Here is a 22,366-nt window from a genome sequence, read left to right as displayed (position 1 = left end):
GAATTTTCATTCAGCCTCTTTTTTAATTCACAAAACCATCAAAGGTTAATTCATAATTATCACCATCTCGGTTATATGAAATATAACGTGGGAATTTTTCACCGACAAATTTCTTCACCGTAATATATTTATCGCCAGTCTTAAATTTATAAGTAATTTCTTCAAATAATTGATCTTTTACTGTCACAGCTTTTTTCGATTGATTTAATACCACGTTCTCTGAAGGATACAATTTTTTTCCATTGGTTGTTTGAAAGCTCGTCGGAAGCTTTTCATAATAACTTAATTGGAAAGCTAAGGTAAATAAATCAAACGTAGGTAATGTCAGCACTTCATTTTTCAAAGGTTCTTTCACTTTTCCATACTGAATATTTTTTGAGTCTAACTCTGCGACTGCATAATTTTTTCCATTACGTTTATCACGATAACTTAATAAGTAAAACTGGTTGTTTTTCTCATAGCCTTGAGCAGTAAAAACAATATTGTATAGTGGTACATTAATTTTGGATTCAATTGCATATTTTTTGCCGTCATTACTAAAATTCACATAGGCTGGCATTAAATAGTTAGAACTATATTTAATATTAAATTGTTCTGCAGATACATTTGCAAAAAAACCCATGGAAGTGACCGCTAGTACGGCTATTTTATTCCGTAAATTCATTACTTTTCCTCTAATTTAGTGCTTTCAAACAGACGCAAGATCGCATTGTTATCTCGCAGTTGCTCCGCTTCCTCCACCTTCATTTTGGTTAAATGGGGTGAAAAATAGCTAATAAAATCATACATATAATTACGTAAGAAACTACCTCGTTTAAACGCAATTTGAGTCATACTGGATTGAAATAGGTGACTGGCATCAATCGCCATTAAATCATCGTCTTGTTCAGTATATGCCATAGAGGCCATAATTCCCACGCCAAGCCCTAAACGCACGTAGGTTTTGATCACATCGGCATCTGTTGCGGTAAATACGATGTTTGGCAAAATCCCCACTTTATTAAAGGCATGATCAAGATCTGAACGCCCCGTAAAGCCAAAAGTATAAGTGATTAAATCATACTTTCCGAGTTCTTCGACCGTGAGTTTCCGATTTTGTTGCACAAAGCTCGCTAATGGATGATCTGGTTTGACTACCACAGAACGGTTCCATAAGTAACAAGGCAGTAAAATGGCATTTTCAAACAGATATTGTGCTTCTGTCGTAATCGCAAGATCGACCTCTCCCGCCATCAAAGCATCATAAATTTGGCTTGGCGAACCTTGGTGCAGATGCAAACTCACTTCGGGGTATTTTGACTTAAATTTTTCAATGACCTTAGGCAACATATAGCGAGCCTGAGTATTGGTTGTTGCAATACGTAAAATGCCTCGATTAGGCGATGTCTGCTCTTCGGCTACTGATTTAATACTTTGTGCTTTAACTAACAATTCTCTTGAAATGGCAATAATTTTCTCACCCGCAGGCGTTAAGCCTTTAATATGCTTCCCATTTCGCTCGAAAATATTAATACCGAGCTCGCTTTCCAATAAACGCACCTGTTTACTGATACCCGGTTGAGAAGTATAAAGTGCCTCTGCCGCTTCAGTGATATTAAGATTTTGATTAACAATTTCAACGAGATAACGAAGTTGTTGTAGTTTCATAGTATTTGTACTTGCAAAAAATTTAAGGGATCTGACCGCTTGCGATCTTCACTAACTCCAAAATTGAACGAATTTCATAAGTCGGTTGAATTGTCGTTTCATTTGGCAACGCGTGGGGGTTGAACCAGCAAGTATCAATGCCAACATTAATTCCACCTTGTACATCTGACGATAAGGTATCCCCCACCATTAGCACTCGTTTTTTATCAAAATCGCTCATCTGCCCAAAGGCATGCTCAAAGATTTTAGGCTCAGGCTTTGCCGCTCCAACATTTTCCGAAACCGTAATAAATTCGAAAAAATGAGCCGTCTCTGTATTTTCTAATCTTTTTTGCTGTAACGCATTAAAACCATTAGTAACAATCGCAAGTTTCACTTTGCCATACAACGCTTGCAGCATCTCTCTCACATTATCTAAAGGCAAGCTCAGCAACGCCATTTCGGCCATTAACTCTTGATTTAACACCAAGGGATCTTGCCCAGTCTGGTGTGATAATTTTTCAAAACGCGTGCGTTGCAAACCTTCTGCGGTAATCTCTTTATTCTGATACGCCACCCAAAGCGGTTTATTCACAGCTTGAAAAGTCTCATAGTCCTCAGCGGTAAAATCGATCTCATAACGTTTAAGCATTGCTTTTAGCCCAAAATACGAATTAAATGAAAACAATGTTTCATCCGCATCAAATAAAATCCATTGATATTTCAAAAGCTTATCCTTCTATTTAAATTTATCTGTATAAATGTTGATTTATGTAAAAAATTTAGATCATTTTAAATCATTATTTGCTAAAATAATGCACAATTTTTATGTCTATTTTCTTATAAAGGAGAAAAAAATGAAAAAAATCGTGAAATTTAGTTTCACACTACTCACTGCACTGGTGTTAAGTGCTTGTGGAGATAACCCTGAAGCCCCACCTGAAGCAGCAAATAACACGCCAGCTCCAGAAGTAAATACGAATGATCCAGCGGCTGATGAAGCAAAAAAAGCGGAAGAAGCAAAAAAAGCGGAAGAAGCAAAGAAAGCGGAAGAAGCAAAGAAAGCGGAAGAGGAGAAGAAAGCTGCAGAAGAGAAGGCTAAAGCTGAAGAAGAAGCTAAAAAGAAAAAAGAGGAAGAGGCGAAAAAAGCTGAAGAAGCCAGAAAAGCTGAAGAAGCCAGAAAAGCTGAAGAAGCCAGAAAAGCTGAAGAAGCTAAAAAAGCTGAAGAAGCTCAAAAAGCTAAAGAAGATGAAACAATAACTAATACCCTTGAAGGGCAACCTAATGAAAATAACGCAGGTGGCCTACTGACACCTCATTTCCCTCCTAATGATGGCTATTCGCATGATGAATGCTGGCAAGAAGGTGTATGTGGGGGAGAGCATGATATGTATAACTATGCAGACAAATATGTTTTTAAGCGGTTAGAAGCAATCAATACGGATGAGAACAGCACTTTGGTTTCATTAACACTTGAGGGAAAAAATATTGTTCTCTCCCCAGAAAACCAAAACATCCATTTAACTCAACATCAGTTAAATACATTAAGAGCAAATCGTGGTGACATTGTTGGCTACTATGGTTATGCTCAACTCATGGATAATACTACTGCTGGATCTACTGCTCGTTATATTGGTCTCGTTGCGGCTGATCCAAGTGCTTATACAGGGAGACCTGACAATAATATGCAATATAGTGGAAAAATGTATTACGCCTATAATAATAGACCAAGAAACGCATTAACTGGTCAGGTTTCAGCTCAATATCTCTCTAGTAACAAGCAATTTACCATGTCAATTGCTGCAGATAAAACAGACCCTTATTATGCAAATTCAATTTGGGAATTAAAGCCTCAACACAATCAAGTACACATTGATTATGAAGGCACAATCAATGGCAAATTATTCATCAAAGACAGCATTGAAGGCGAATTCAAAGGTAGACTATATGGACCTGATAGCGAAGTCCTTCTTGGTACCTCAAAGTCGTTGGAACAATCAAGTGAAAAAAGTTGGAAAGGCGTAGTTGGTGCAACAGGTACAGCCGTACAATAATTGCTTACTATTGATTAAGAAGGCGTTTAATATTTGAACCTGATCAAACATATAAACGCCTTTTTATTATTTGATTTCCTCCATTATCCATTCCACAAATCTCTGTACCTTTTCGACTTTAGCGACTTGTGTAGGATAGACAACATAAAATGATTTTTCATCATTTAACCCTGTTGGGAAAGGCTCGATCAAATTCCCTTGCTCTAATTCATGTTGAGCCACCAGTTTATTCGCCACAGCAATACCTTGATGGTGCATTGCTGCTTGCAACGCCATAAAAGTGTGGCTAAACATTGAACCCGTTTCATCAACATCAATCTGCGCTTTAAGCTCAAATTTATCAATCACTCGCTTCCATTTATTGCGACTGAATACATGTAACAATGTTTTTCCAATCAGGTCTTCTGGTTTATTCAGTGGACTTTGCTCTAAGAATTTTGGTGATGCTAAAATCACTAATGGAGATTCGGTTAAACGTACTGATTCTACATTTTGCCAATTACCCGATCCGTAATAGATCGCGACATCAATTTCTTTGCCAAGCAAGCCTTCATCTTGATCCACCCCCTTAATTCGCACTTCAATTTCAGGGAATTGTTGGTGAAAATCATTCAAACGAGGAACAAGCCAATGCATTCCAAAAGTTTGAGGCACACTAATAGTGAGAATTTCACGGCCATTTTTAAGCCTAATTCGTTCTGTTGCTGCCGCAATGTGCTCAAGAAGCGGTCGGATTTCATCAAAATATTGCAAACCGAGTTCGGTGAGTTCTAATAAACGATTCCGTCGGTGGAATAATTGCACATTGAGAAAATCTTCTAACAATTTTATTTGATGGCTCACCGCAGCTTGAGTGACAAAAAGCTCATCGGCTGCCTTCGTAAAGTTTAGATAGCGAGCAGCCGATTCAAAGGCTTTCAAGGCATTGAGTGGGGGAAGTTTTTTATTATTCATACTCATATTGAATTGATTAATCATTATCCGATAACATTATTTTTTTTGATAAATAAAATAAAAAAATCTCGTTTGTTGTACTCTTCAAATCTCTCTAAAATGTCACCGTACTTAGATGGATAGTGATAGTTCGCTTTTTGAAGTAGCTATTATAAATTTTAAGTATGATGTTGTGTTTGCATATTGGTCTAGGAAACTAGACTGGAGTAATGAAAGTTACTCGTTTCACTTCCTGTATATTTTGAACCATTTGGTTTAATACCGCCCATTTTGGGCGGTTTTTTTATTGCAAAATTTTGTGCATTCTAACAGAGTTACACTCACTCGCCAACTAAAGACACTTTTTCAAGAAAAATTTTCACTCTCCCCTTTTCAATCGAAAGCAGTTTCGGTAAAGTCAGTCCTAAATTTTGACAAAAAGGACACCACAAATGGTTAAAAATATCGACTGGCAAAACTTAGGATTTTCTTATATCAAAACCGATTACCGCTTTATCGCTCGTTGGAAAGACGGTGCTTGGGATAACGGTGAACTCTCTACCGATGATGTATTACATATTCACGAAGGCTCAACAGCTCTACACTACGGGCAGCAATGCTTCGAAGGCCTAAAAGCCTACCGCTGTAAAGACGGATCAGTCAATTTATTCCGCCCAGACCAAAACGCAGCCCGTTTACAACGCAGTTGTGACCGCTTGTTAATGCCGCAAGTGCCGACTGAATTATTTATTCGAGCCTGTAAAGAAGTCGTCAAAGCCAACGATGAATGGCTTGCTCCATATGGCACAGGAGCTACGCTCTATTTGCGTCCATTTGTGATTGGCGTGGGCGAAAACATCGGTGTTCGTACCGCCCCTGAATTTATTTTCTGTGTGTTCTGCTGCCCAGTGGGTGCTTATTTCAAAGGTGGATTAGCACCGTCTAACTTCTTAGTCTCTGACTACGATCGTGCAGCCCCCGCAGGCACAGGAGCCGCAAAAGTGGGTGGAAACTATGCCGCAAGTCTTTACCCAGGTAAACTAGCAAAAGAGAAAAATTTCGCTGATTGTATCTATCTCGACCCGAAAACGCATACCAAAATCGAAGAAGTGGGTTCAGCAAACTTCTTTGGGATCACCAAAGACAACAAATTTATCACCCCAGATTCGCCATCTATTCTGCCAAGTATCACCAAATATTCGCTACTCTATCTCGCCAAAGAACGCCTAGGCTTAGAAGCTATTGAAGGTGATGTCTATATTGATCAACTCGACCAATTCACCGAAGCTGGTGCATGCGGAACAGCGGCAGTGATTACGCCAATCGGTGCGATCCAATATGGCGATAACTACCACATTTTCTATTCCGAAACTGATGTAGGCCCAATCACCAAACGTCTTTACGATGAATTAGTTGGTATCCAATTCGGCGATGTCGAAGCCCCAGAAGGCTGGATTGTAAAAGTCAAATAATCCATTCAGCCCCTATAAACAGGGGCAGAATTACACAAGGAATACACATGATTAAACGTTTTCAAGTCGGTAAACGGCTGTCTGAGATGGCCATTTATAATGGCGTGGCGTATCTCGCAGGGCAAATTCCCGAAGATGATTCTCAGGATATGTACGGGCAAACCAAACAGGTTTTAGCCGAAATCGACAAATGGCTTGCCGAAGCAGGTACACACAAAAACCGTATTTTAATGGCACAAGTTTTTGTAGCGGATATGGCAGAATTTGATGAGATGAACCGAGCGTGGGATGAATGGGTCGCCAAACACAATGCCCCTCCACGAGCAGCAGTCGAAGCCAAATTAGCTAACCCAAATTGGAAAGTGGAAATCATTGTCACCGCTGCGGTTTAACAACAAGCGGTCAGATCCCGCTAATTTTTTGCAAATTTAGTGCTTCAAACGAAAACGCCCACGGCTGTATCGGGTTTTCATTAAGGCTAAAATCTGTTCTTTTTCACTGCTGACCGCTTGAGAGCTTTGTTTAGCAACCGTCAGTGAATGCTGAATAGAATGGGCGTGGGTAATAGCAATTGCTAGAGCATCCGCGGCATCCGCTTGAGGTTTGGCAGAAAGTTGTAAAATACGAGTGACCATATCTTGCACTTGAATTTTATCTGCCGAGCCGATGCCGACGACTGTTTGTTTCACCAAACGAGCGGCATATTCAAACACTGGCAAATCGTGATTAACCGCCGCCACAATCGCTGTGCCTCGTGCTTGCCCAAGTTTTAAGGCAGAATCGGCATTCTTTGCCATAAACACTTGCTCAATAGCAAACATATCAGGGTGAAACTGAGTGATTATCTCACTGATGCCTGCATAAATACGTTTTAAACGTGTGGGTAAGTCTTCTACCGAAGTGCGAATAGCCCCACTCCCCAGATAAGTTAAAGTCCTCCCTGATTGCTGGATCACACCATACCCAGTAATTCGAGAACCAGGATCAATTCCTAAAATAATCGGCATCTCATCTTCCTAAAACACAAATGGATCTCTAACTAGAGATCCATTTTCTATTCATTAAAGAACTACTTCGCTACTTCACAGTTCTTAGCTAGGATACGATTATTGCTCGTAAACATGATTGGTACTGTTTTTGATGCGGTTGCTTGTGTAAAGCCGCTTTCTAATGACCATACTTTTTTGCCTTCAACAAACTGAGTTCCGTCTTGATAAGACGGATCTAATTTCATTTCGTGCCCGACAACGACCCCATCTACAGTAACAGTCGCAGTATCGATTTTCCCATTAACAAAAGCATAAGTAGCAGAAACCACTTTGTTTCTTTTGCCTTTCACATCACAGAAATAAGCCGCTGTTTCAAATGTTGGTTGTGCCGACTTCATCATTGTTGAAGTATCTTTCATTGGGGCTTCTTGTTTAGTTGAAGACATGCTATTTTCTGTTGAACAAGCGACAAGAACTAGAGCTGCTGCCATTGTAGGAAGGAATTTCACCAAATTCATAAGTTTTCCTCGTATTAAATAATCAAAACCAGCCTTAAAGTAAGGCTGCAACTTCATCACTGATCTCACCATTGTGATAAACATTTTGAACATCATCACAATCTTCTAGCATATCGATCAGTTTTAATAATTTAGGTGCGGTTTCCGCATCTAAATCAACCGTTGTTGATGGAATCATTGAAACATCTGCTGATTCAATTTTAAATCCAGCTTGTTCAATGCCATCACGTACACTGCCGAGATCTTCCCAAGCAGTATAAATTTCAAAGCTGCCGTCTTCTTGTGGCTGAACATCGTCCGCACCCGCTTCGATTGCGGCTTCCATTAAGCTATCCTCATCAGCACCTGCGGCAATTAAAATTAAGCCTTTTTTGCTGAATAGATACCCCACAGAACCTTCAGTACCTAAGTTACCACCACATTTAGTGAAGCTTGGACGCACTTGGGAAATGGTACGGTTAGCATTGTCACTCAAGCATTCTACCATCACCGCTGTACCACCTGGGCCGTAGCCTTCATAGACTTTGGTCTCCATATTGGTGTCATCGCCACCGCCTACACCACGCTCAATTGCACGATTGATCGTATCACGTGTCATATTACTTGCTAAAGCTTTATCCACAGCAGTACGCAAACGTGGATTTGAGCTGACATCTCCGCCACCTAATTTTGCCGCGGTGACTAATTCACGAATTAATTTGGTAAAAATTTTGCCGCGTTGTGCATCTTGTGCCGCTTTACGGTGTTTAATATTTGCCCACTTACTATGACCTGCCATATTAGTTTCCTATTTCAAATAAAAGTTCAAAAATTTACCCAACCAACTTATCGCCAAGATAGCGACCAATTGCCTGAGCATTGTTTGGAGATTTCGTTAATCGAACTGCTTGTTCGACTGTTAACCATTGATACGCCAAGTGTTCGGTTAGCTGTGGTATGATTTCATTTTCCAACGCCAATAAGAACCAATGTTCTGTGCAATGGCTAATTTCAGGGGCGTATTTATAGCGGAATTGCGGGAAAATTTCAAATTCTACGCGGTGCTGACAATCAACAAGCGGTAGCTTTTCCGCCAAAATTTGCAAACCGATTTCTTCGCCCACTTCTCTAATGGCTGTTTGATAGGGTGTCTCGCCTGTTTCAATCGTGCCCGTTACCGATTGCCAAAACTCAGGATCATCTTGGCGTTGCAGCATTAACACTCTACCCGTATCTTTAGCATAAACTACAATAAGAACGGAATGAGGATTTTTATAATTTGTAATGTTGTTCATTTTATCATGCCATTCATGCAAATATTATTCTCACCAAATATATTCAGGCTTTAGAATTTCATAAATATCTTCACCATCAACCGTAATGTCAACCTTTCCTGTGACAAAAGAACTTAATTGTGGGGCAGGATATCCCAATTTAATCCCTTTCTTAACCAAAACAAAATTATCTGTTTCTGCATTAGCTGAATAAATTTGTTTATGATGCGCTAAAATAGCCTTAGGCTCTGTGATATTAGTATAACGTTCAGGATGTGAATAATATTCTTTAAAGCCTTTTATCGTAAATTCATCATAAGCCTTATTGGCTAATTGGTATAATTTTTGTTTGCCATTTGGTAATAAAATATCATCTAATTTCACTTCTTGTTGTTTCTCTAAATCAAACACAAAATAGCGGCTAAATCCATCTAATGCACCAACCTCAATTTCTGACTCAAATTCAAACATCACTAGTTGATTAAATCGCCCTAAGTAACGAATATCTAATCGATAATTCGACTCCATAATGCCCATATCATTTTTAATGCGGTGTAATTTATCTTGATATTCTTCATCTAAAAAACGCTGAATCAACTCACTTAATTGTGAAATATTTTCTAATTTCTTATAAATCGCATTATATTCAGCATTATGATCTCGAATACTAAGTGGCTTATCTTTATGTTCATTTATATATTTTTCCCTTTCTTCTATTGATAGATCATCTAATGGGGAGAAAAAATAGCGATTAATAAAATTAAATGCCTGTTGATATAAGCGTTGGTTAATCCATTTCTGACTAGTTTGCACAATGTTTGCATCAATAGTTACACAATATTGGGTGTCCCATCTTTTTTCCAAATTAGCAATTACTTCATCAGGCAAACATTTTTGTTGATAAATTAATTTTTTAGTTTCACTTATAAAAGGAATATTTTTCTTAGCAAGAATTGTTTTAGAACATAGTAGACAAGAGAAAAATAGAAATAATAACGTTTTTCGCATAATGCTTTGAGGTGAAAATAAACAATATTTAATTCAATATCATAATACAATAAAGGGGCAGATATTACCTGCCCCTACAAAAGTATTGTTACTATTTATCCATATTAACAACTTGAATCGCTAATTCCGCCAAGGCTTTTGGATTACCAAAACTTGGGGCATCCGTCATTAAGCAGGCTGCCGCAGTCGTTTTCGGGAAGGCAATCACATCACGAATGTTTTCTGTACCAGTAATGAGCATCGTCAAGCGGTCTAAACCGAAAGCTAAACCTGCGTGCGGCGGGGTACCGAATTTTAACGCATCTAATAAGAAGCCAAATTTCTCTTTTTGTTCTTCTTCGTTAATGCCTAAAATGCCGAATACGGTTTGTTGCATTTTCGGATCGAAAATACGCACAGAACCGCCACCAACCTCATAACCGTTGATCACCATATCATAGGCATTTGCTACCGCACCTTTTGGATCGGCTTTTAATTCTTCAGGGCTAAGATCTTTTGGTGCCGTAAATGGATGGTGCATTGCTGACCAATTTCCTTCATCATCTTTCTCAAACATTGGGAAATCGACCACCCAAAGTGGTTTCCACGCATTCAGATCCGTTAAACCTAAATCACGACCTACTTTTAAGCGAAGTGCACCCATTGCATCGGTCACGATTTTCTCGTTATCCGCACCGAAGAAGATAATATCGCCATTTTGTGCATTCGCACGTTCAAGTAAGGCTTTCACCACATCTTCATTTAAGAATTTAGCGATTGGGCTTTGCAAGCCTTCTAAGCCCGCTGTAACATCATTTACTTTCGCCCAAGCCAAGCCCTTCGCCCCATAAATGCCGACAAATTGCGTATATTCATCAATTTGTTTACGAGTTAGCTCTGCACCATTTGGTACACGAAGCACTGCTACACGCCCTTCAGGACTGTTTGCTGGCTCATTGAACACTTTAAATTCGACATCTTTTAGAATATCTGCCACATCAACCAATTCTAACGGGTTACGCAAGTCTGGCTTGTCTGAACCAAAACGACGCATTGCTTCGGCAAAGGTCATTTGTGGAAACTCGCCTAAATCTACATTGAGACGATCTAACCACAAGCCACGAATCATTTTTTCCATCATCGCACGCACTTCAGGGGCTGTCATAAAGGTGGTTTCCACATCGATTTGGGTAAATTCAGGCTGGCGGTCTGCACGTAAATCTTCATCGCGGAAACATTTTACGATTTGATAGTAACGATCAAAACCAGACATCATCAACAACTGTTTGAACAGCTGTGGTGATTGCGGAAGCGCATAGAATTTGCCTTTATGTACTCGGCTTGGCACCAAGTAATCACGGGCACCTTCAGGGGTAGCTTTGGTGAGCATCGGGGTTTCAATATCAAGGAAACCATTGTCATCCATATAACGACGCACAAAACTGGTGATTTTGGCACGCATTTTTAAACGTTCCGCCATTTCAGGACGGCGTAAATCCAAATAACGGTATTTTAAACGTTGTTCTTCGGTATTGTTTTGGTTGAAGTCTAGCGGCAACACTTCAGCATTGTTATAGACCAATAACTCTTTAACTAAAACCTCAATTTCGCCTGTCACCATTTCTTTGTTGATTTGCGATTCATCACGAGCAATCACCTCACCTTTGATTTGCACACAGGCTTCCGCTCTTAACGCAGAGGCTTGCTTGAAAATGTTTTCATCTTTCTCATCAAAAAAGACTTGTACGATCCCTTCACGATCACGAATTTGCATGAAAATAAAACGACCAAGGTTACGCACACGGTGGATCCAACCGCTTAAGATCACTTGCTGACCAACGTGAGTGCGGTTTAAAGCCCCGCAATAGTGAGAACGCATCATATCAATTATCCTTTTAAAAACTTGAGAAAAAATTAGCGACGATTATAGCGAAAACTCAAATCAGAAAACAGATTTCACCTGAAAATAATGATTTATGCCTTGAAATCGCCTAATTTGTCGTTATATTAATGCCTATTCAAGATTTCTGACGGCAACAAGCGGTCAGATTAGCTCAACATTTTGCAATTTTAAGGATTTACCATGACCAACCCAACCGAAAAAGAATTAGAACAAGAAATGACCTCAGAAACTGAACAAGAAACCGTTGAGCAAACCGCCCCTGAAGCCGATTTGCAAAAAAATGAAGAAAACGACCCGCTTGCAGAAGCTATCGCCCGCGTGCAAGAGTTAGAAGAATATATCGCAGAAGCCAACAAACGTGAGCAAGAAATCGCCTTACGTGCCCGTGCGGAAATCGAAAACATCCGCCGCCGTACCGAACAAGATATTGAAAAAGCCCATAAATTCGCCTTAGAAAAATTCTCCAAAGAACTATTAAACGTGGTGGATAACTTAGAACGTGGTTTACAAGCCTTGGAAGGTGCTGATGAAAGTGTGAAAGTCCTTGCCGAAGGCGTTGAACTGACGCATAAAGGCCTAGTTTCAACCTTAGCGAACTTTGGTGTTGAAGCCGTTGGCAATGTCGGCGAAGCCTTCGATCCAGAATTGCACCAAGCCATTTCAATGCAAGCAGCAGAAGGCATTGAGCCAAACCATATTAGCGTGGTGCTACAAAAAGGCTACACTCTCCATGGTAGAGTGATTCGTCCTGCAATGGTGATGGTGGCGAGCTAATCACAAATTTTGCGACAGCGATCGCAAAATTAACGTAACTCCCCTGATTTGATTGTGCTACCTTATCCTTGCACATTCGTAAACAGGGGGGAAGAAAATGGAAAATTCAATGGCTATTCGATTTGATAAATTACGTTTCGTCAAAAAACTTCAGAAAGCCAATCAGCCTCCTGAAATTGCCGAAGCCTTCGCTGAAGCATTAGATGATGCTTTAGAACAAAGCCAAAGCCAATTTGCAACAAAAGCTGACTTAAATGAAGTGAAGAATGAACTGAAAAATGAGTTTAAATCTGAACTAGCTCAGCTAGAAGTTCGGCTTACTGCATCAATGTATAAGATGGCTGGCTTTATTTTAGCTGGTGTTGGATTACTGATGACCATCATCAAATTTATCAACTAATCAAATAGATAACTCTCCCCCCTTACTTGCCAACAAGTAAGGGATTTTCGCTTTTTTAGATACAACAAAATGTCCTTACAATTCAACAGCGTAGCACTTTTATTAGTCGTGCTTATTCTCCTTGGGCTGTTCAGCCAAAATAGTGCAGTTACTATTTCTGCCGCAGTCTTACTGATTATGCAACAGACCTTACTTTCCCAATACCTACCTTGGGTCGATAAATACGGCTTAAAAATCGGTATCATCATTCTCACCATTGGCGTACTTAGCCCGTTGGTTTCCGGCCGAATTGCCCTGCCCGACCTAGCAGCCTTTGTAAACTGGAAAATGCTGCTTGCAGTTATCGCAGGTGTGGCAGTGGCGTGGCTCGGCGGGCGAGGGGTGAGTTTGATGTCAAATCAACCCGTTTTAGTGACTGGTTTGCTTATCGGCACGATTTTTGGCGTAGCCTTCTTTAAAGGCGTTCCTGTTGGTCCGTTAATTGCGGCGGGGATTTTGTCGTTAGTGGTAGGAAGAACTTAATGAAACATTTGCAAAAAAAGCCTCAAAACCGACCGCTTGCGGCCGATCAAAAAGCGTTGATGACACAATTAAAGGAAACCACGATTAGCGATAGCCGTTTTCTAGCAAGTCGTATTCGTGGTGCAGGCAATATTAAAGATGAAGGTGCACGCCAAGCGGTATTTGCAGAAATTCAGGAAAATCTGACCGCTTGTAAGGCACGTTTTTTTGCTCGTCAGCAACAGAGCCAATCCCTAAAAATTGAATATCCTGATTTACCCGTTTCCGCACGTCGTGCAGAAATTCTGAAATTGATTGCGGAAAATCAGGTGGTGGTGATTGCGGGGGAAACAGGATCAGGTAAAACCACCCAGCTTCCGAAAATGTGTTTGGAACTTGGGCTTGGGGTGAAAGGGCTGATTGGGCATACCCAACCACGCCGTATCGCCGCTCGCTCGGTGGCAACGCGTATTGCCGAAGAACTCAAATCCGAATTGGGTTCAACGGTCGGCTATAAGGTGCGTTTTAATGATCAAGTGAGCGAACAGAGCCTTGTCAAACTGATGACGGACGGGATTTTGCTCGCCGAAATTCAGCACGATCGTTATCTCAATCAATACGACACTTTGATTATTGACGAAGCCCACGAACGCAGTCTTAACAATGATTTTATTCTCGGTTATCTCAAACAGATTTTACCGAAACGCCCTGATTTAAAGGTTATCATTACGTCGGCAACCATTGATGTAGAACGCTTTTCAAAACATTTTAATAATGCGCCGATTATTGAAGTTTCAGGGCGAACTTACCCTGTGGAAGTACGTTATCGCCCGATTATTGAGGAAGAAGATCAAGACCAACTTCAAGGGATTCTCAATGCCGTTGATGAACTGCAAGCAGAAGGGCGTGGCGATATTCTGATTTTTATGAACGGTGAACGTGAAATTCGAGACACTGCCGATGCCTTACAAAAACAAGAATTTCGCCATACGGAAATTTTACCGCTCTACGCTCGCTTATCGGCAGCCGAACAGCAACGTATTTTCAATCCAAGCAATCTCAATCGCATTATTTTAGCCACTAACGTGGCGGAAACCTCGCTCACGATTCCGAATATCAAATATGTGATTGATACGGGAACCGCACGTATTTCACGTTATAGCTACCGTACCAAAGTACAACGTTTGCCGATTGAGCCAATTTCCCAAGCCTCCGCCAACCAACGAAAAGGACGTTGCGGACGTATTTCGGAAGGGATCTGTATTCGTCTCTATTCTGAAGACGATTTCAACAGCCGTCCTGAATTTACCGATCCTGAAATTTTACGCACGAACTTGGCATCCGTAATTTTACAGATGACCGCTCTCGGCTTGAGCGATATTTCCGCTTTCCCTTTTGTTGATGCGCCAGATCATAAGCATATTCAAGATGGGATAAAGTTGTTGGAAGAGTTGCAAGCGATCCGTCCACGTTCAAAACAGAAAACGCTGCCCCCGCTTGCGGGGGAAGTGGTTGAGCGTAGCGAAACCGAAGGGGGCAAACAAGCGGTCTTTTCCAAGCAAAATTTTGCAAATTCCCCCCTACCCCCTGCTTTGCAGGGTACTTCCCCCGCAAGCGGGGGCAGAATATGGGAACTTACCCCAATCGGTCGCCAGCTTGCTCAACTGCCAGTCGATCCTCGTTTGGCTCGAATGGTCATTGCAGCTCACGAAAATGGTAGTTTGCACGAAGTGATGATGATTGTTTCGGCGCTTTCTATTCAAGATCCGAGAGAACGTCCGCAAGAGAAACAGCAATCGGCAGACGATAAACATCGTCGTTTTGCGGATAAAGAGTCCGACTTCCTTGCCTTTGTGAATCTGTGGCATTTTATTCAAACACAGCAGAAAGAGCTGAGCAAAAATCAATTCCGCCGTTTATGCCAAAAGGATTATCTCAACTACCTACGAGTGCGTGAATGGCAGGATATTTATCATCAACTTCGCCTTGCAGTGCGTGAAATGGGGCTACGGATTAACAGTGATGAAGCCAATTATCAGCAAATTCACACTGCCTTGCTAGCAGGACTTCTCTCCCATATCGGCTTGAAAGATAACGAAAAGATGTCTTATCTTGGTGCAAGAAATGCCCACTTTGCCATTTTTCCGAACTCGGTGCTTTTCAAAAAACAGCCGAAATGGGTGATGGCGGCGGAACTTGTTGAAACCACAAAATTGTGGGGCCGAATGGTCGCTCGCATTGAGCCTGAATGGGTTGAACCGCTCGCACAGCATCTCATTAAAAGCAGTTACAGTGAACCGCACTGGTCGAAGTCCAAAGGGGCGGTGATGGCGTATGAAAAAGTCTTGCTCTATGGCGTGCCGATTGTAGCGAGCCGTTTGCAAAATTATGGCAAAATCGACCCGCTTGTGAGCCGAGAAATCTTTATTCGTTCCGCATTGGTGGAAGGCGAATGGCACGCCAATTACAAATTTTTCAAAGAAAACAACCGCTTGATCAAAGAAGTGGAAGCCCTTGAGCATAAATCTCGCCGCCGAGATATTTTGGTGGACGAGCAAGTGCTATTTGAATTTTATGATCAACGAGTGGGAACGGAAGTGGTTTCCAGTAAGCATTTTGATAGCTGGTGGAAAGTAGCCAGTCAAAAAGATCCTGAACTGCTTAACTTTGAGAAATCATTCCTGATTAACGATAACGCCAACAAAGTCAGTGAGTTAGACTTCCCGAACTTTTGGCATCAAGGTTCACTCAAGCTGAAATTGAGCTATCAATTTGATATTGGCTCGCAAGCCGATGGGGTAACAGTGCATATTCCGCTACCCTTGCTCAATCAAGTTGAACCTGAAGGCTTTGATTGGTTAATCCCAGGGCTACGCCATGAACTTGTAGTCGCATTGATTAAATCGCTACCAAAATCGATCCGCCGTAGTTTTGTGCCTGCGCCGAACTATGCCGAAGCGTTTTTATCTCGTGCCGAGCCATTTAAAAAGCCATTGTTAGAAAGTTTAAGCTACGAACTTCGCCGAATGACGGGCGTTTATGCTGAGCCAGAACAGTGGGATTTAAGCCAAATTCCCGCTCATTTACGCATTGGCTTTCGTGTGGTTGATGATAAAAATAAAACCCTTGCCGAAAGCGAAAATTTGGACGAGTTGAAATTCAAACTCAAAGATGAAGTGCAAAATACCCTGTCGAACATTGCCGATGATGGCATTGAGCAATCGGGCGTGCATTTGTGGAATTTTGCTGATTTACCGCAATTCTATGAACAGAAAAAACAGCACTTCAAGGTAAAAGCCTACCCTGCGATTGTCGATGAAAAAGAGTCCGTCGGCATTAAATTATTTGAGACGGAATTTGAGCAAGCTAAAGCAATGCAAGCAGGCTTACGCCGATTGTTGTTACTCAATGTGCCTTCACCCATCAAATATCTGCACGAAAAATTGCCGAACAAAGCCAAACTCGGCTTATATTTCGCCCCGTTTGGGAAAGTGATGGAACTGATTGACGACTGCATTGCCTGTGCGGTGGATAAGTTGATTGATGATTTCGGCGGATTTGTGTGGTCGGAAGAAAAATTCCACCAGCTCCATGAATTTGTGCGAGCTAATTTGAACGAGACAACAGTAGAAATTGCCAAGCAAGTAGAGAAAAATCTCACTCTTGCCTATGAAATTAGCAAACGCTTAAAAGGTAAACTGGATTTCACCATGGCATTTGCCTTGTCGGATATTCAAGTGCAACTCAACGGCTTAATTTACCCGAATTTCGTCACCCAAACGGGCTACAAACGCTTGGCAGATCTGCATCGTTATCTCACTGCTATCGATCGCCGTTTAGACAAATTAGTCGTCGATAGCAACGCCGACCGAGCCAAAATGTTAAGGGTTGAGCAAGTGCAAAACGCCTATCAACAACTGCTTGCTAAACTGCCAAAATCCAAACCGATCAGCGATGAAGTACGAGAAATTCGTTATATGATTGAAGAATTAAGGGTGAGTTTATTTGCTCAACAGCTTGGCACGAAGTACCCGATTTCGGATAAACGGATTTTAAATGTGATTGGGGAAGTGAAATGACAATAAGCTGGTAGGAGCTCCCAAAGTGGCAACAAGCGGTCATATTTGTAAAAAATCTTGCAAATTTGACCGCTTGATTTATTTATAATTTAACTACAAATAGAGTGATACCTTCAACCTTTTTAACGTGAACACTATCTCCAACCTTCAAATTTTTTCCAATAACTCGCCAAGTCGTGTCACCAAACTTGCCACGCACTACACCATTTTCAAGAATTTCAACAATCACCCCTTGCATACCTAGCATAGCGTGTTCTCGGTCATTGAGCGTATTTGCTTGATCTTCTTGATCATCTCTAGTTTGCTGAAATTTCCACCAAGCAAGGCTAAAAATGATAGCAAGGAGAGCAAATAATGTGAATTGAACACTCAGTGCAATGTCAGGAAATAATGCGACAACAATCGCAATAATAATTGCCGCACCACCCCACCACATTATAAAAACACCTGTAATCACAGTTTCTAAAATAAACAAAACGAAACCTAAAATGAGCCACATAGACCAGCCAGTCAGCCATTCCATCGTTATCCTCCTTTATTTCAGATAATTCAAATGTTGATTATTGCTTTTTGGTATGTTTAAGCAATTCGGCAATGCCACTGACAGAGCCTATTAGATTGCTTGCTTCCAATGGCATAAGTACCACTTTGCTGTTTTCTGAGATGCCAATTTGCTGTAATGCGTCGGTGTATTTTTGTGCGATAAAGTAGTTAATCGCTTTAGTATCACCGCTGGCAATCGCTTCTGATACCATTTTGGTTGCTTTTGCTTCTGCTTCGGCGGCACGCTCACGAGCTTCGGCTTGTAAGAAGGCTTCGGCTCTTTCCCCTTCTGCTTTAAGAATTCGGGATTGTTTTTCCCCTTCCGCACGTAAGATTTCTGCTTGACGAATCCCTTCTGCTTCAAGAATATCTGCACGTTTATTACGCTCTGCCTTCATTTGTGCATTCATTGCCTCCACTAACTCTTTCGGCGGGCGAACATCTCGAATTTCAATACGAGTTACTTTTACACCCCAAAGATTTGTGGCTTCATCAACAATGGCTAGCAAACGTCCGTTAATTAAATCACGTTGGGAAAGCATATCATCAAGATCCATAGAACCAAGAACGGTACGCATATTGGTCATCGTTAAATTCACAATCGCCTGTTCTAAGTGGTTGACTTCATAAGCCGCACGACGAGCATCTACTACTTGTACAAAGCAAACCGCATCAATAGCCACACTAGCGTTATCTTTTGAAATCACTTCTTGTGATGGAATATCAAGCACTTGTTCCATCATATTGATTTTACGTCCAACACGATCAATAAAAGGCACGACAATATTCAAGCCAGGAGTTAAGGTTTTGGTGTAACGCCCAAAACGCTCTATCGTCCAGTGATACCCTTGCGGGACAGTTTTAATGGTTGAGATCAGTACCAAAATAACCAGAACGACAAATACAATAGACACTATAGGGAATTGCATAACTTGCTCCTTATATAACAATGTTTAGTTAAAAATGATTGATTGTCGACAGTTCGACCACACTACCCATCAATCTCTTCCCCCGTTTCATCCCATTTAAAATTCAGTGCAACCGAATTTAAGCAGAAACGTAAACCTGTCGGTTTTGGGCCGTCGGGGAAAACGTGGCCCATATGAGCATCGCAGTTACCGCAACGGATTTCGGTGCGGTGGCGGCCTAAGCTGTAATCGTCTAAATAACGTAATGAGTTTTTGTGAATGGTTTCATAGAAACTCGGCCAGCCGCAGCCGGCATCGAATTTGGTGTCGGAACGAAAAAGCGGATTATGGCAACGTATACAGCGATAAGTGCCGACGCGGTTTTCATCTAAAAATTTGCCCGTAAATGGGCGTTCTGTACCACTGTTGATACAAATTTCACGTTGTTGTTCAGTCAATTCCTCGATTTTTTTCATGGTTTCATCCTTTAGTTTGAAATAACAAGCGGTCAGATTTTACGATTTTTTTGCAAATTTGGCGAGAGCGAAACGATTTGCAAAAAATCGCTGAAAACCGACCGCTTGTCTGTAATAAATCCCCCGAATGCCCGCCTTTTGTGCTATACTCTCGCCCAATTTTTGCCCCGTTTAAAAGGGCTTTTCTGCAACATGATTAGGATATTTCAATGAGCGAATTAGCCAAAGATATTACCCCCATCAGTATCGAAGAAGAACTGAAAACGTCGTATCTCGACTATGCCATGTCGGTAATTGTTGGGCGCGCGTTGCCCGATGTGCGTGATGGCTTAAAACCCGTACACCGCCGTGTATTGTTCTCGATGGATCAAAGTGGCAATACTGCCAGCAAACCGTATGTAAAATCAGCTCGTGTCGTTGGTGATGTGATCGGTAAATACCACCCACACGGCGACTCGGCGGTGTACGATACTATCGTACGTATGGCTCAGCCATTCTCCTTGCGTTATATGTTAGTGGATGGTCAAGGTAACTTCGGTTCCATTGATGGCGATGCACCTGCGGCAATGCGTTATACCGAAGTCCGTATGCAGAAAATCACTCAAGAATTGCTAACCGACTTGGATAAAGAAACTGTCGATTTCTCGCCGAACTATGACGGCAAAGAAATGATTCCTGATGTGTTGCCGACAAAAATTCCTGCCTTGCTCGTTAATGGGTCATCAGGGATTGCCGTTGGTATGGCAACCAATATTCCGCCACACAACTTAAATGAGGTGCTAAACGGCTGCTTGGCATATATCGATAATGATCAAATCAGTATTGAAGAATTGATGCAGCATATTCCCGGCCCTGACTTTCCAACCGCTGCCATCATCAATGGCCGTAAAGGCATCGAAGATGCCTACCGCACAGGACGAGGTAAAGTTTATGTCCGAGCCAAAGCGAGCGTTGAGAGTAAGGCGAATGGACGTGAACAGATTATCGTGACTGAAATTCCATACCAAGTAAACAAAGCGAAATTGATCGAAAAAATCGCTGAATTGGTGAAAGAGAAAAAAGTTGAAGGCATTAGCGAGTTGCGTGATGAGTCGGATAAAGACGGATTGCGTATTGTGATTGAGCTAAAACGAGATGCTGTGGGCGAAGTAGTGTTGAACAATCTTTATGCTCTGACGCAAATGCAAGTCACCTTCGGTATCAATATGGTGGCACTTGATCATGGCCAGCCTAAGGTATTGAATTTAAAACAGATTATCGAAGCCTTTGTATTACACCGCCGTGAAGTGGTTACACGCCGTTCTATTTTTGAACTTCGTAAAGCCCGTGAACGGGCCCATATTTTAGAAGGTTTAGCGATTGCTCTTGCGAATATTGACCCCGTGATTGAGCTGATCCGTCGCTCAAAAACTGCAGACGAAGCCCGTGAAGGATTACTTTCTCGCCCGTGGGCATTGGGCAATGTTGCTCCGATGTTAGAAGCCGCTGGTGTTGATGCTGCTCGTCCTGATGAGTTACCTGCTGAATGTGGCGTTCGCAATGGTGAATACTACTTATCTGAAGCCCAAGCTCGTGCCATTTTGGAACTCCGCTTACACCGCTTAACTGGTTTAGAACACGAAAAAATTCTCGATGAATACAAAGACATTTTAGTCGTGATCGGCGAACTTTTACACATCTTAAACAGTGCAGAACGCTTGATGCAAGTCATTCGTGAGGAATTGGAAAAAGTCAAAGCTGAATTTGGCGATGAACGCCGTACCGAAATTACCTCGGCGTCAGGCGACATCAATTTAGAAGATTTAATTGCTCAAGAAGACGTGGTCGTTACCCTTTCCCACGCAGGCTATGTGAAGTATCAGCCGCTTTCTGAATACGAAGCACAACGTCGTGGCGGCAAAGGTAAGTCTGCAACGAAAATGAAAGAAGATGACTTTATTGAGCGTTTGTTAGTGGCAAACACCCACGACACGATTCTCTGCTTCTCGACCCGTGGTCGCTTGTATCAACTGAAAGTGTATCAGCTTCCACAAGCAAGCCGAGGGGCACGCGGCACACCAATCGTCAATATTCTGCCGTTGGTCAAAGAAGAAAATGAACGAATTACCGCCATTTTACCAATTCCAAACGGCGAATTTAGTGCCGATAAATTTATCTTTATGGCAACCGCTAGTGGTGTGGTGAAAAAAGTCTCTCTTGATGCGTTCAGCAATGTACGCTCAAGCGGTCTGATTGCATTAAAACTTCGCGATGGCGATGAATTGATCGGTGTAGATATCACTAACGGCGACAGCGAAATTATGTTGTTCTCGGCACAAGGTCGTGTCGTGCGTTTCAACGAATCAGGTGTAAGGGGAATGGGGCGAATCGCAACAGGTGTGAAAGGCATCAAACTTGCCACGACCGAAATTTCTGCTGAGGATGTCGAAGAAGTGGAAGTAGAAACTGTTGAAAGCGATGAAGCAGACGAAACCAGCGTAAATTTAAGCACCGACAAAGTCGTGTCGCTTGTGATTCCGCATACTCAAGGCGAAATTTTAACCGTAACCCAAAACGGCTACGGCAAACGTACCGCATTAAGCGAATACCCGGTAAAATCCCGTGCAACTAAAGGGGTTGTGTCCATTAAAGTGAACGAACGTAATGGCAAAGTCGTGGCGGCAGTACAAGTGGAAGAAAACGATCAGATTATGTTGATCACCGATGCAGGCACTCTCGTTCGCACCCGAGTGAATGAAGTGAGCTTAGTCGGCCGTAACACCCAAGGCGTTCGCATTATCCGCACCGCGGAAACCGAAAGCGTCGTCAGCTTAGAACGCATTTGCGAGATCGAAGAAGACGAAACAGAAGAAAACAGAGAAGAAGCTTAGTCCTAAATAAATAAGCGGTCACTTCCACACAATTTTTTGCAAAAAATTCGCTGGAAGTGACCGCTTGCTTTTAGCTATTT

Annotated in this window: 21 protein-coding genes; 8 read left to right on the top strand and 13 right to left on the bottom strand. The window is 41.7% G+C overall.

The window, feature by feature from the left end; all coding sequences use genetic code 11:
• Positions 1-22 precede the first annotated feature (22 nt).
• The 3 genes from A4G17_RS05635 to yjjG are packed head-to-tail and all read right to left on the bottom strand — an operon-like array spanning position 23 to position 2,353.
• Positions 23-664 (bottom strand): hypothetical protein, encoded by a 642-nt coding sequence (locus tag A4G17_RS05635; protein WP_123956599.1) that lies wholly within the window; start codon positions 662-664, stop codon positions 23-25.
• Entirely contained in the window at positions 664-1,647 is a 984-nt protein-coding gene (gene cysB / locus A4G17_RS05630; RefSeq protein WP_123956601.1) for an HTH-type transcriptional regulator CysB, read from the bottom strand. The genes A4G17_RS05635 and cysB overlap by 1 nt, the downstream gene beginning before the upstream one ends.
• Before the next feature lie 22 nt (positions 1,648-1,669).
• Positions 1,670-2,353, bottom strand: coding sequence for a pyrimidine 5'-nucleotidase (yjjG, locus tag A4G17_RS05625; protein ID WP_123956603.1), 684 nt, complete (start codon positions 2,351-2,353; stop codon positions 1,670-1,672).
• Between the two features lie 34 nt (positions 2,354-2,387).
• Between yjjG and A4G17_RS10240 the strand changes: the two genes are divergently transcribed.
• Positions 2,388-3,680, top strand: a complete 1,293-nt coding sequence (locus A4G17_RS10240) for a hypothetical protein (protein ID WP_207948540.1) — start codon at positions 2,388-2,390, stop codon at positions 3,678-3,680.
• A 66-nt stretch (positions 3,681-3,746) separates the two neighbouring features.
• Here A4G17_RS10240 and A4G17_RS05615 read toward each other — a convergent pair whose 3' ends face one another.
• Entirely contained in the window at positions 3,747-4,634 is an 888-nt protein-coding gene (locus A4G17_RS05615; protein ID WP_123956735.1) for a transcriptional regulator GcvA, read from the bottom strand.
• Between the two features lie 431 nt (positions 4,635-5,065).
• On the opposite strand from A4G17_RS05615, the gene A4G17_RS05610 reads away from it, so the two are divergent.
• Positions 5,066-6,085, top strand: a complete 1,020-nt coding sequence (locus A4G17_RS05610; protein WP_123956605.1) for a branched-chain amino acid aminotransferase — start codon at positions 5,066-5,068, stop codon at positions 6,083-6,085.
• 47 nt (positions 6,086-6,132) lie between these two features.
• Positions 6,133-6,477 carry a RidA family protein gene (locus A4G17_RS05605; RefSeq protein WP_123956607.1) on the top strand — a complete coding sequence of 115 codons (345 nt, stop codon included), beginning with the start codon at positions 6,133-6,135 and terminating at the stop codon, positions 6,475-6,477.
• Between the two features lie 36 nt (positions 6,478-6,513).
• Here A4G17_RS05605 and ruvC read toward each other — a convergent pair whose 3' ends face one another.
• The 6 genes from ruvC to aspS form a co-directional block, all read right to left on the bottom strand.
• Complete coding sequence (gene ruvC / locus A4G17_RS05600; RefSeq protein WP_123956609.1) at positions 6,514-7,092, bottom strand: crossover junction endodeoxyribonuclease RuvC; 579 nt, start codon at positions 7,090-7,092, stop codon at positions 6,514-6,516.
• 62 nt (positions 7,093-7,154) lie between these two features.
• Positions 7,155-7,649, bottom strand: coding sequence for a hypothetical protein (locus A4G17_RS05595; RefSeq protein ID WP_418886404.1), 495 nt, complete (start codon positions 7,647-7,649; stop codon positions 7,155-7,157).
• Positions 7,627-8,370, bottom strand: a complete 744-nt coding sequence (locus tag A4G17_RS05590; protein ID WP_123956611.1) for a YebC/PmpR family DNA-binding transcriptional regulator — start codon at positions 8,368-8,370, stop codon at positions 7,627-7,629. The genes A4G17_RS05595 and A4G17_RS05590 overlap by 23 nt, the downstream gene beginning before the upstream one ends.
• 34 nt (positions 8,371-8,404) lie before the next feature.
• Complete coding sequence (nudB, locus tag A4G17_RS05585; protein WP_123956613.1) at positions 8,405-8,866, bottom strand: dihydroneopterin triphosphate diphosphatase; 462 nt, start codon at positions 8,864-8,866, stop codon at positions 8,405-8,407.
• A gap of 30 nt (positions 8,867-8,896) precedes the next feature.
• On the bottom strand, positions 8,897-9,853 hold the full coding sequence (locus A4G17_RS05580) for a hypothetical protein (RefSeq protein WP_123956615.1): 957 nt from the start codon (positions 9,851-9,853) through the stop codon (positions 8,897-8,899).
• Between the two features lie 91 nt (positions 9,854-9,944).
• Complete coding sequence (aspS, locus tag A4G17_RS05575; protein ID WP_123956616.1) at positions 9,945-11,714, bottom strand: aspartate--tRNA ligase; 1,770 nt, start codon at positions 11,712-11,714, stop codon at positions 9,945-9,947.
• A gap of 201 nt (positions 11,715-11,915) precedes the next feature.
• On the opposite strand from aspS, the gene grpE reads away from it, so the two are divergent.
• From grpE to hrpA, 4 genes are all read left to right on the top strand, one after another.
• Positions 11,916-12,509, top strand: coding sequence for a nucleotide exchange factor GrpE (gene grpE, locus A4G17_RS05570; protein ID WP_123956618.1), 594 nt, complete (start codon positions 11,916-11,918; stop codon positions 12,507-12,509).
• A gap of 109 nt (positions 12,510-12,618) precedes the next feature.
• Positions 12,619-12,909, top strand: coding sequence for a CCDC90 family protein (locus tag A4G17_RS05565; RefSeq protein ID WP_418886384.1), 291 nt, complete (start codon positions 12,619-12,621; stop codon positions 12,907-12,909).
• A gap of 69 nt (positions 12,910-12,978) precedes the next feature.
• Positions 12,979-13,431 carry a DUF441 domain-containing protein gene (locus tag A4G17_RS05560; RefSeq protein ID WP_123956622.1) on the top strand — a complete coding sequence of 151 codons (453 nt, stop codon included), beginning with the start codon at positions 12,979-12,981 and terminating at the stop codon, positions 13,429-13,431.
• The gene (hrpA, locus tag A4G17_RS05555) at positions 13,431-17,489 is read left to right on the top strand and encodes an ATP-dependent RNA helicase HrpA (RefSeq protein WP_123956624.1); all 4,059 of its coding nucleotides are present in this window, start codon (positions 13,431-13,433) and stop codon (positions 17,487-17,489) included. The genes A4G17_RS05560 and hrpA overlap by 1 nt, the downstream gene beginning before the upstream one ends.
• 82 nt (positions 17,490-17,571) lie before the next feature.
• Here the strand turns inward: hrpA and A4G17_RS05550 are convergent, their stop codons facing one another.
• The 3 genes from A4G17_RS05550 to msrB all read right to left on the bottom strand — a co-directional run bounded on the left by A4G17_RS05550 (position 17,572) and on the right by msrB (position 19,416).
• Positions 17,572-18,012: an NfeD family protein gene (locus A4G17_RS05550; protein ID WP_123956625.1), complete on the bottom strand. Its 441-nt coding sequence runs from the start codon at positions 18,010-18,012 to the stop codon at positions 17,572-17,574.
• Positions 18,013-18,049: 37 nt separating this feature from the next.
• Complete coding sequence (locus A4G17_RS05545; RefSeq protein WP_123956627.1) at positions 18,050-18,961, bottom strand: SPFH domain-containing protein; 912 nt, start codon at positions 18,959-18,961, stop codon at positions 18,050-18,052.
• A gap of 62 nt (positions 18,962-19,023) precedes the next feature.
• A complete protein-coding gene (gene msrB / locus A4G17_RS05540) occupies positions 19,024-19,416 on the bottom strand; it encodes a peptide-methionine (R)-S-oxide reductase MsrB (protein WP_123956629.1) in 393 nt (130 codons plus the stop codon).
• A 209-nt stretch (positions 19,417-19,625) separates the two neighbouring features.
• Between msrB and gyrA the strand changes: the two genes are divergently transcribed.
• Positions 19,626-22,286 carry a DNA topoisomerase (ATP-hydrolyzing) subunit A gene (gene gyrA / locus A4G17_RS05535; protein ID WP_123956631.1) on the top strand — a complete coding sequence of 887 codons (2,661 nt, stop codon included), beginning with the start codon at positions 19,626-19,628 and terminating at the stop codon, positions 22,284-22,286.
• The last annotated feature ends 80 nt before the right edge of the window (positions 22,287-22,366 follow it).

The sequence above is a fragment of the Frederiksenia canicola genome, assembly GCF_011455495.1.
In the GTDB taxonomy this organism is placed as follows: Bacteria; Pseudomonadota; Gammaproteobacteria; order Enterobacterales; family Pasteurellaceae; genus Frederiksenia; species Frederiksenia canicola.
The sequence above is the reverse complement of the archived record's forward strand: the minus strand, read 5'-3'. Positions and strand labels throughout refer to the sequence as shown.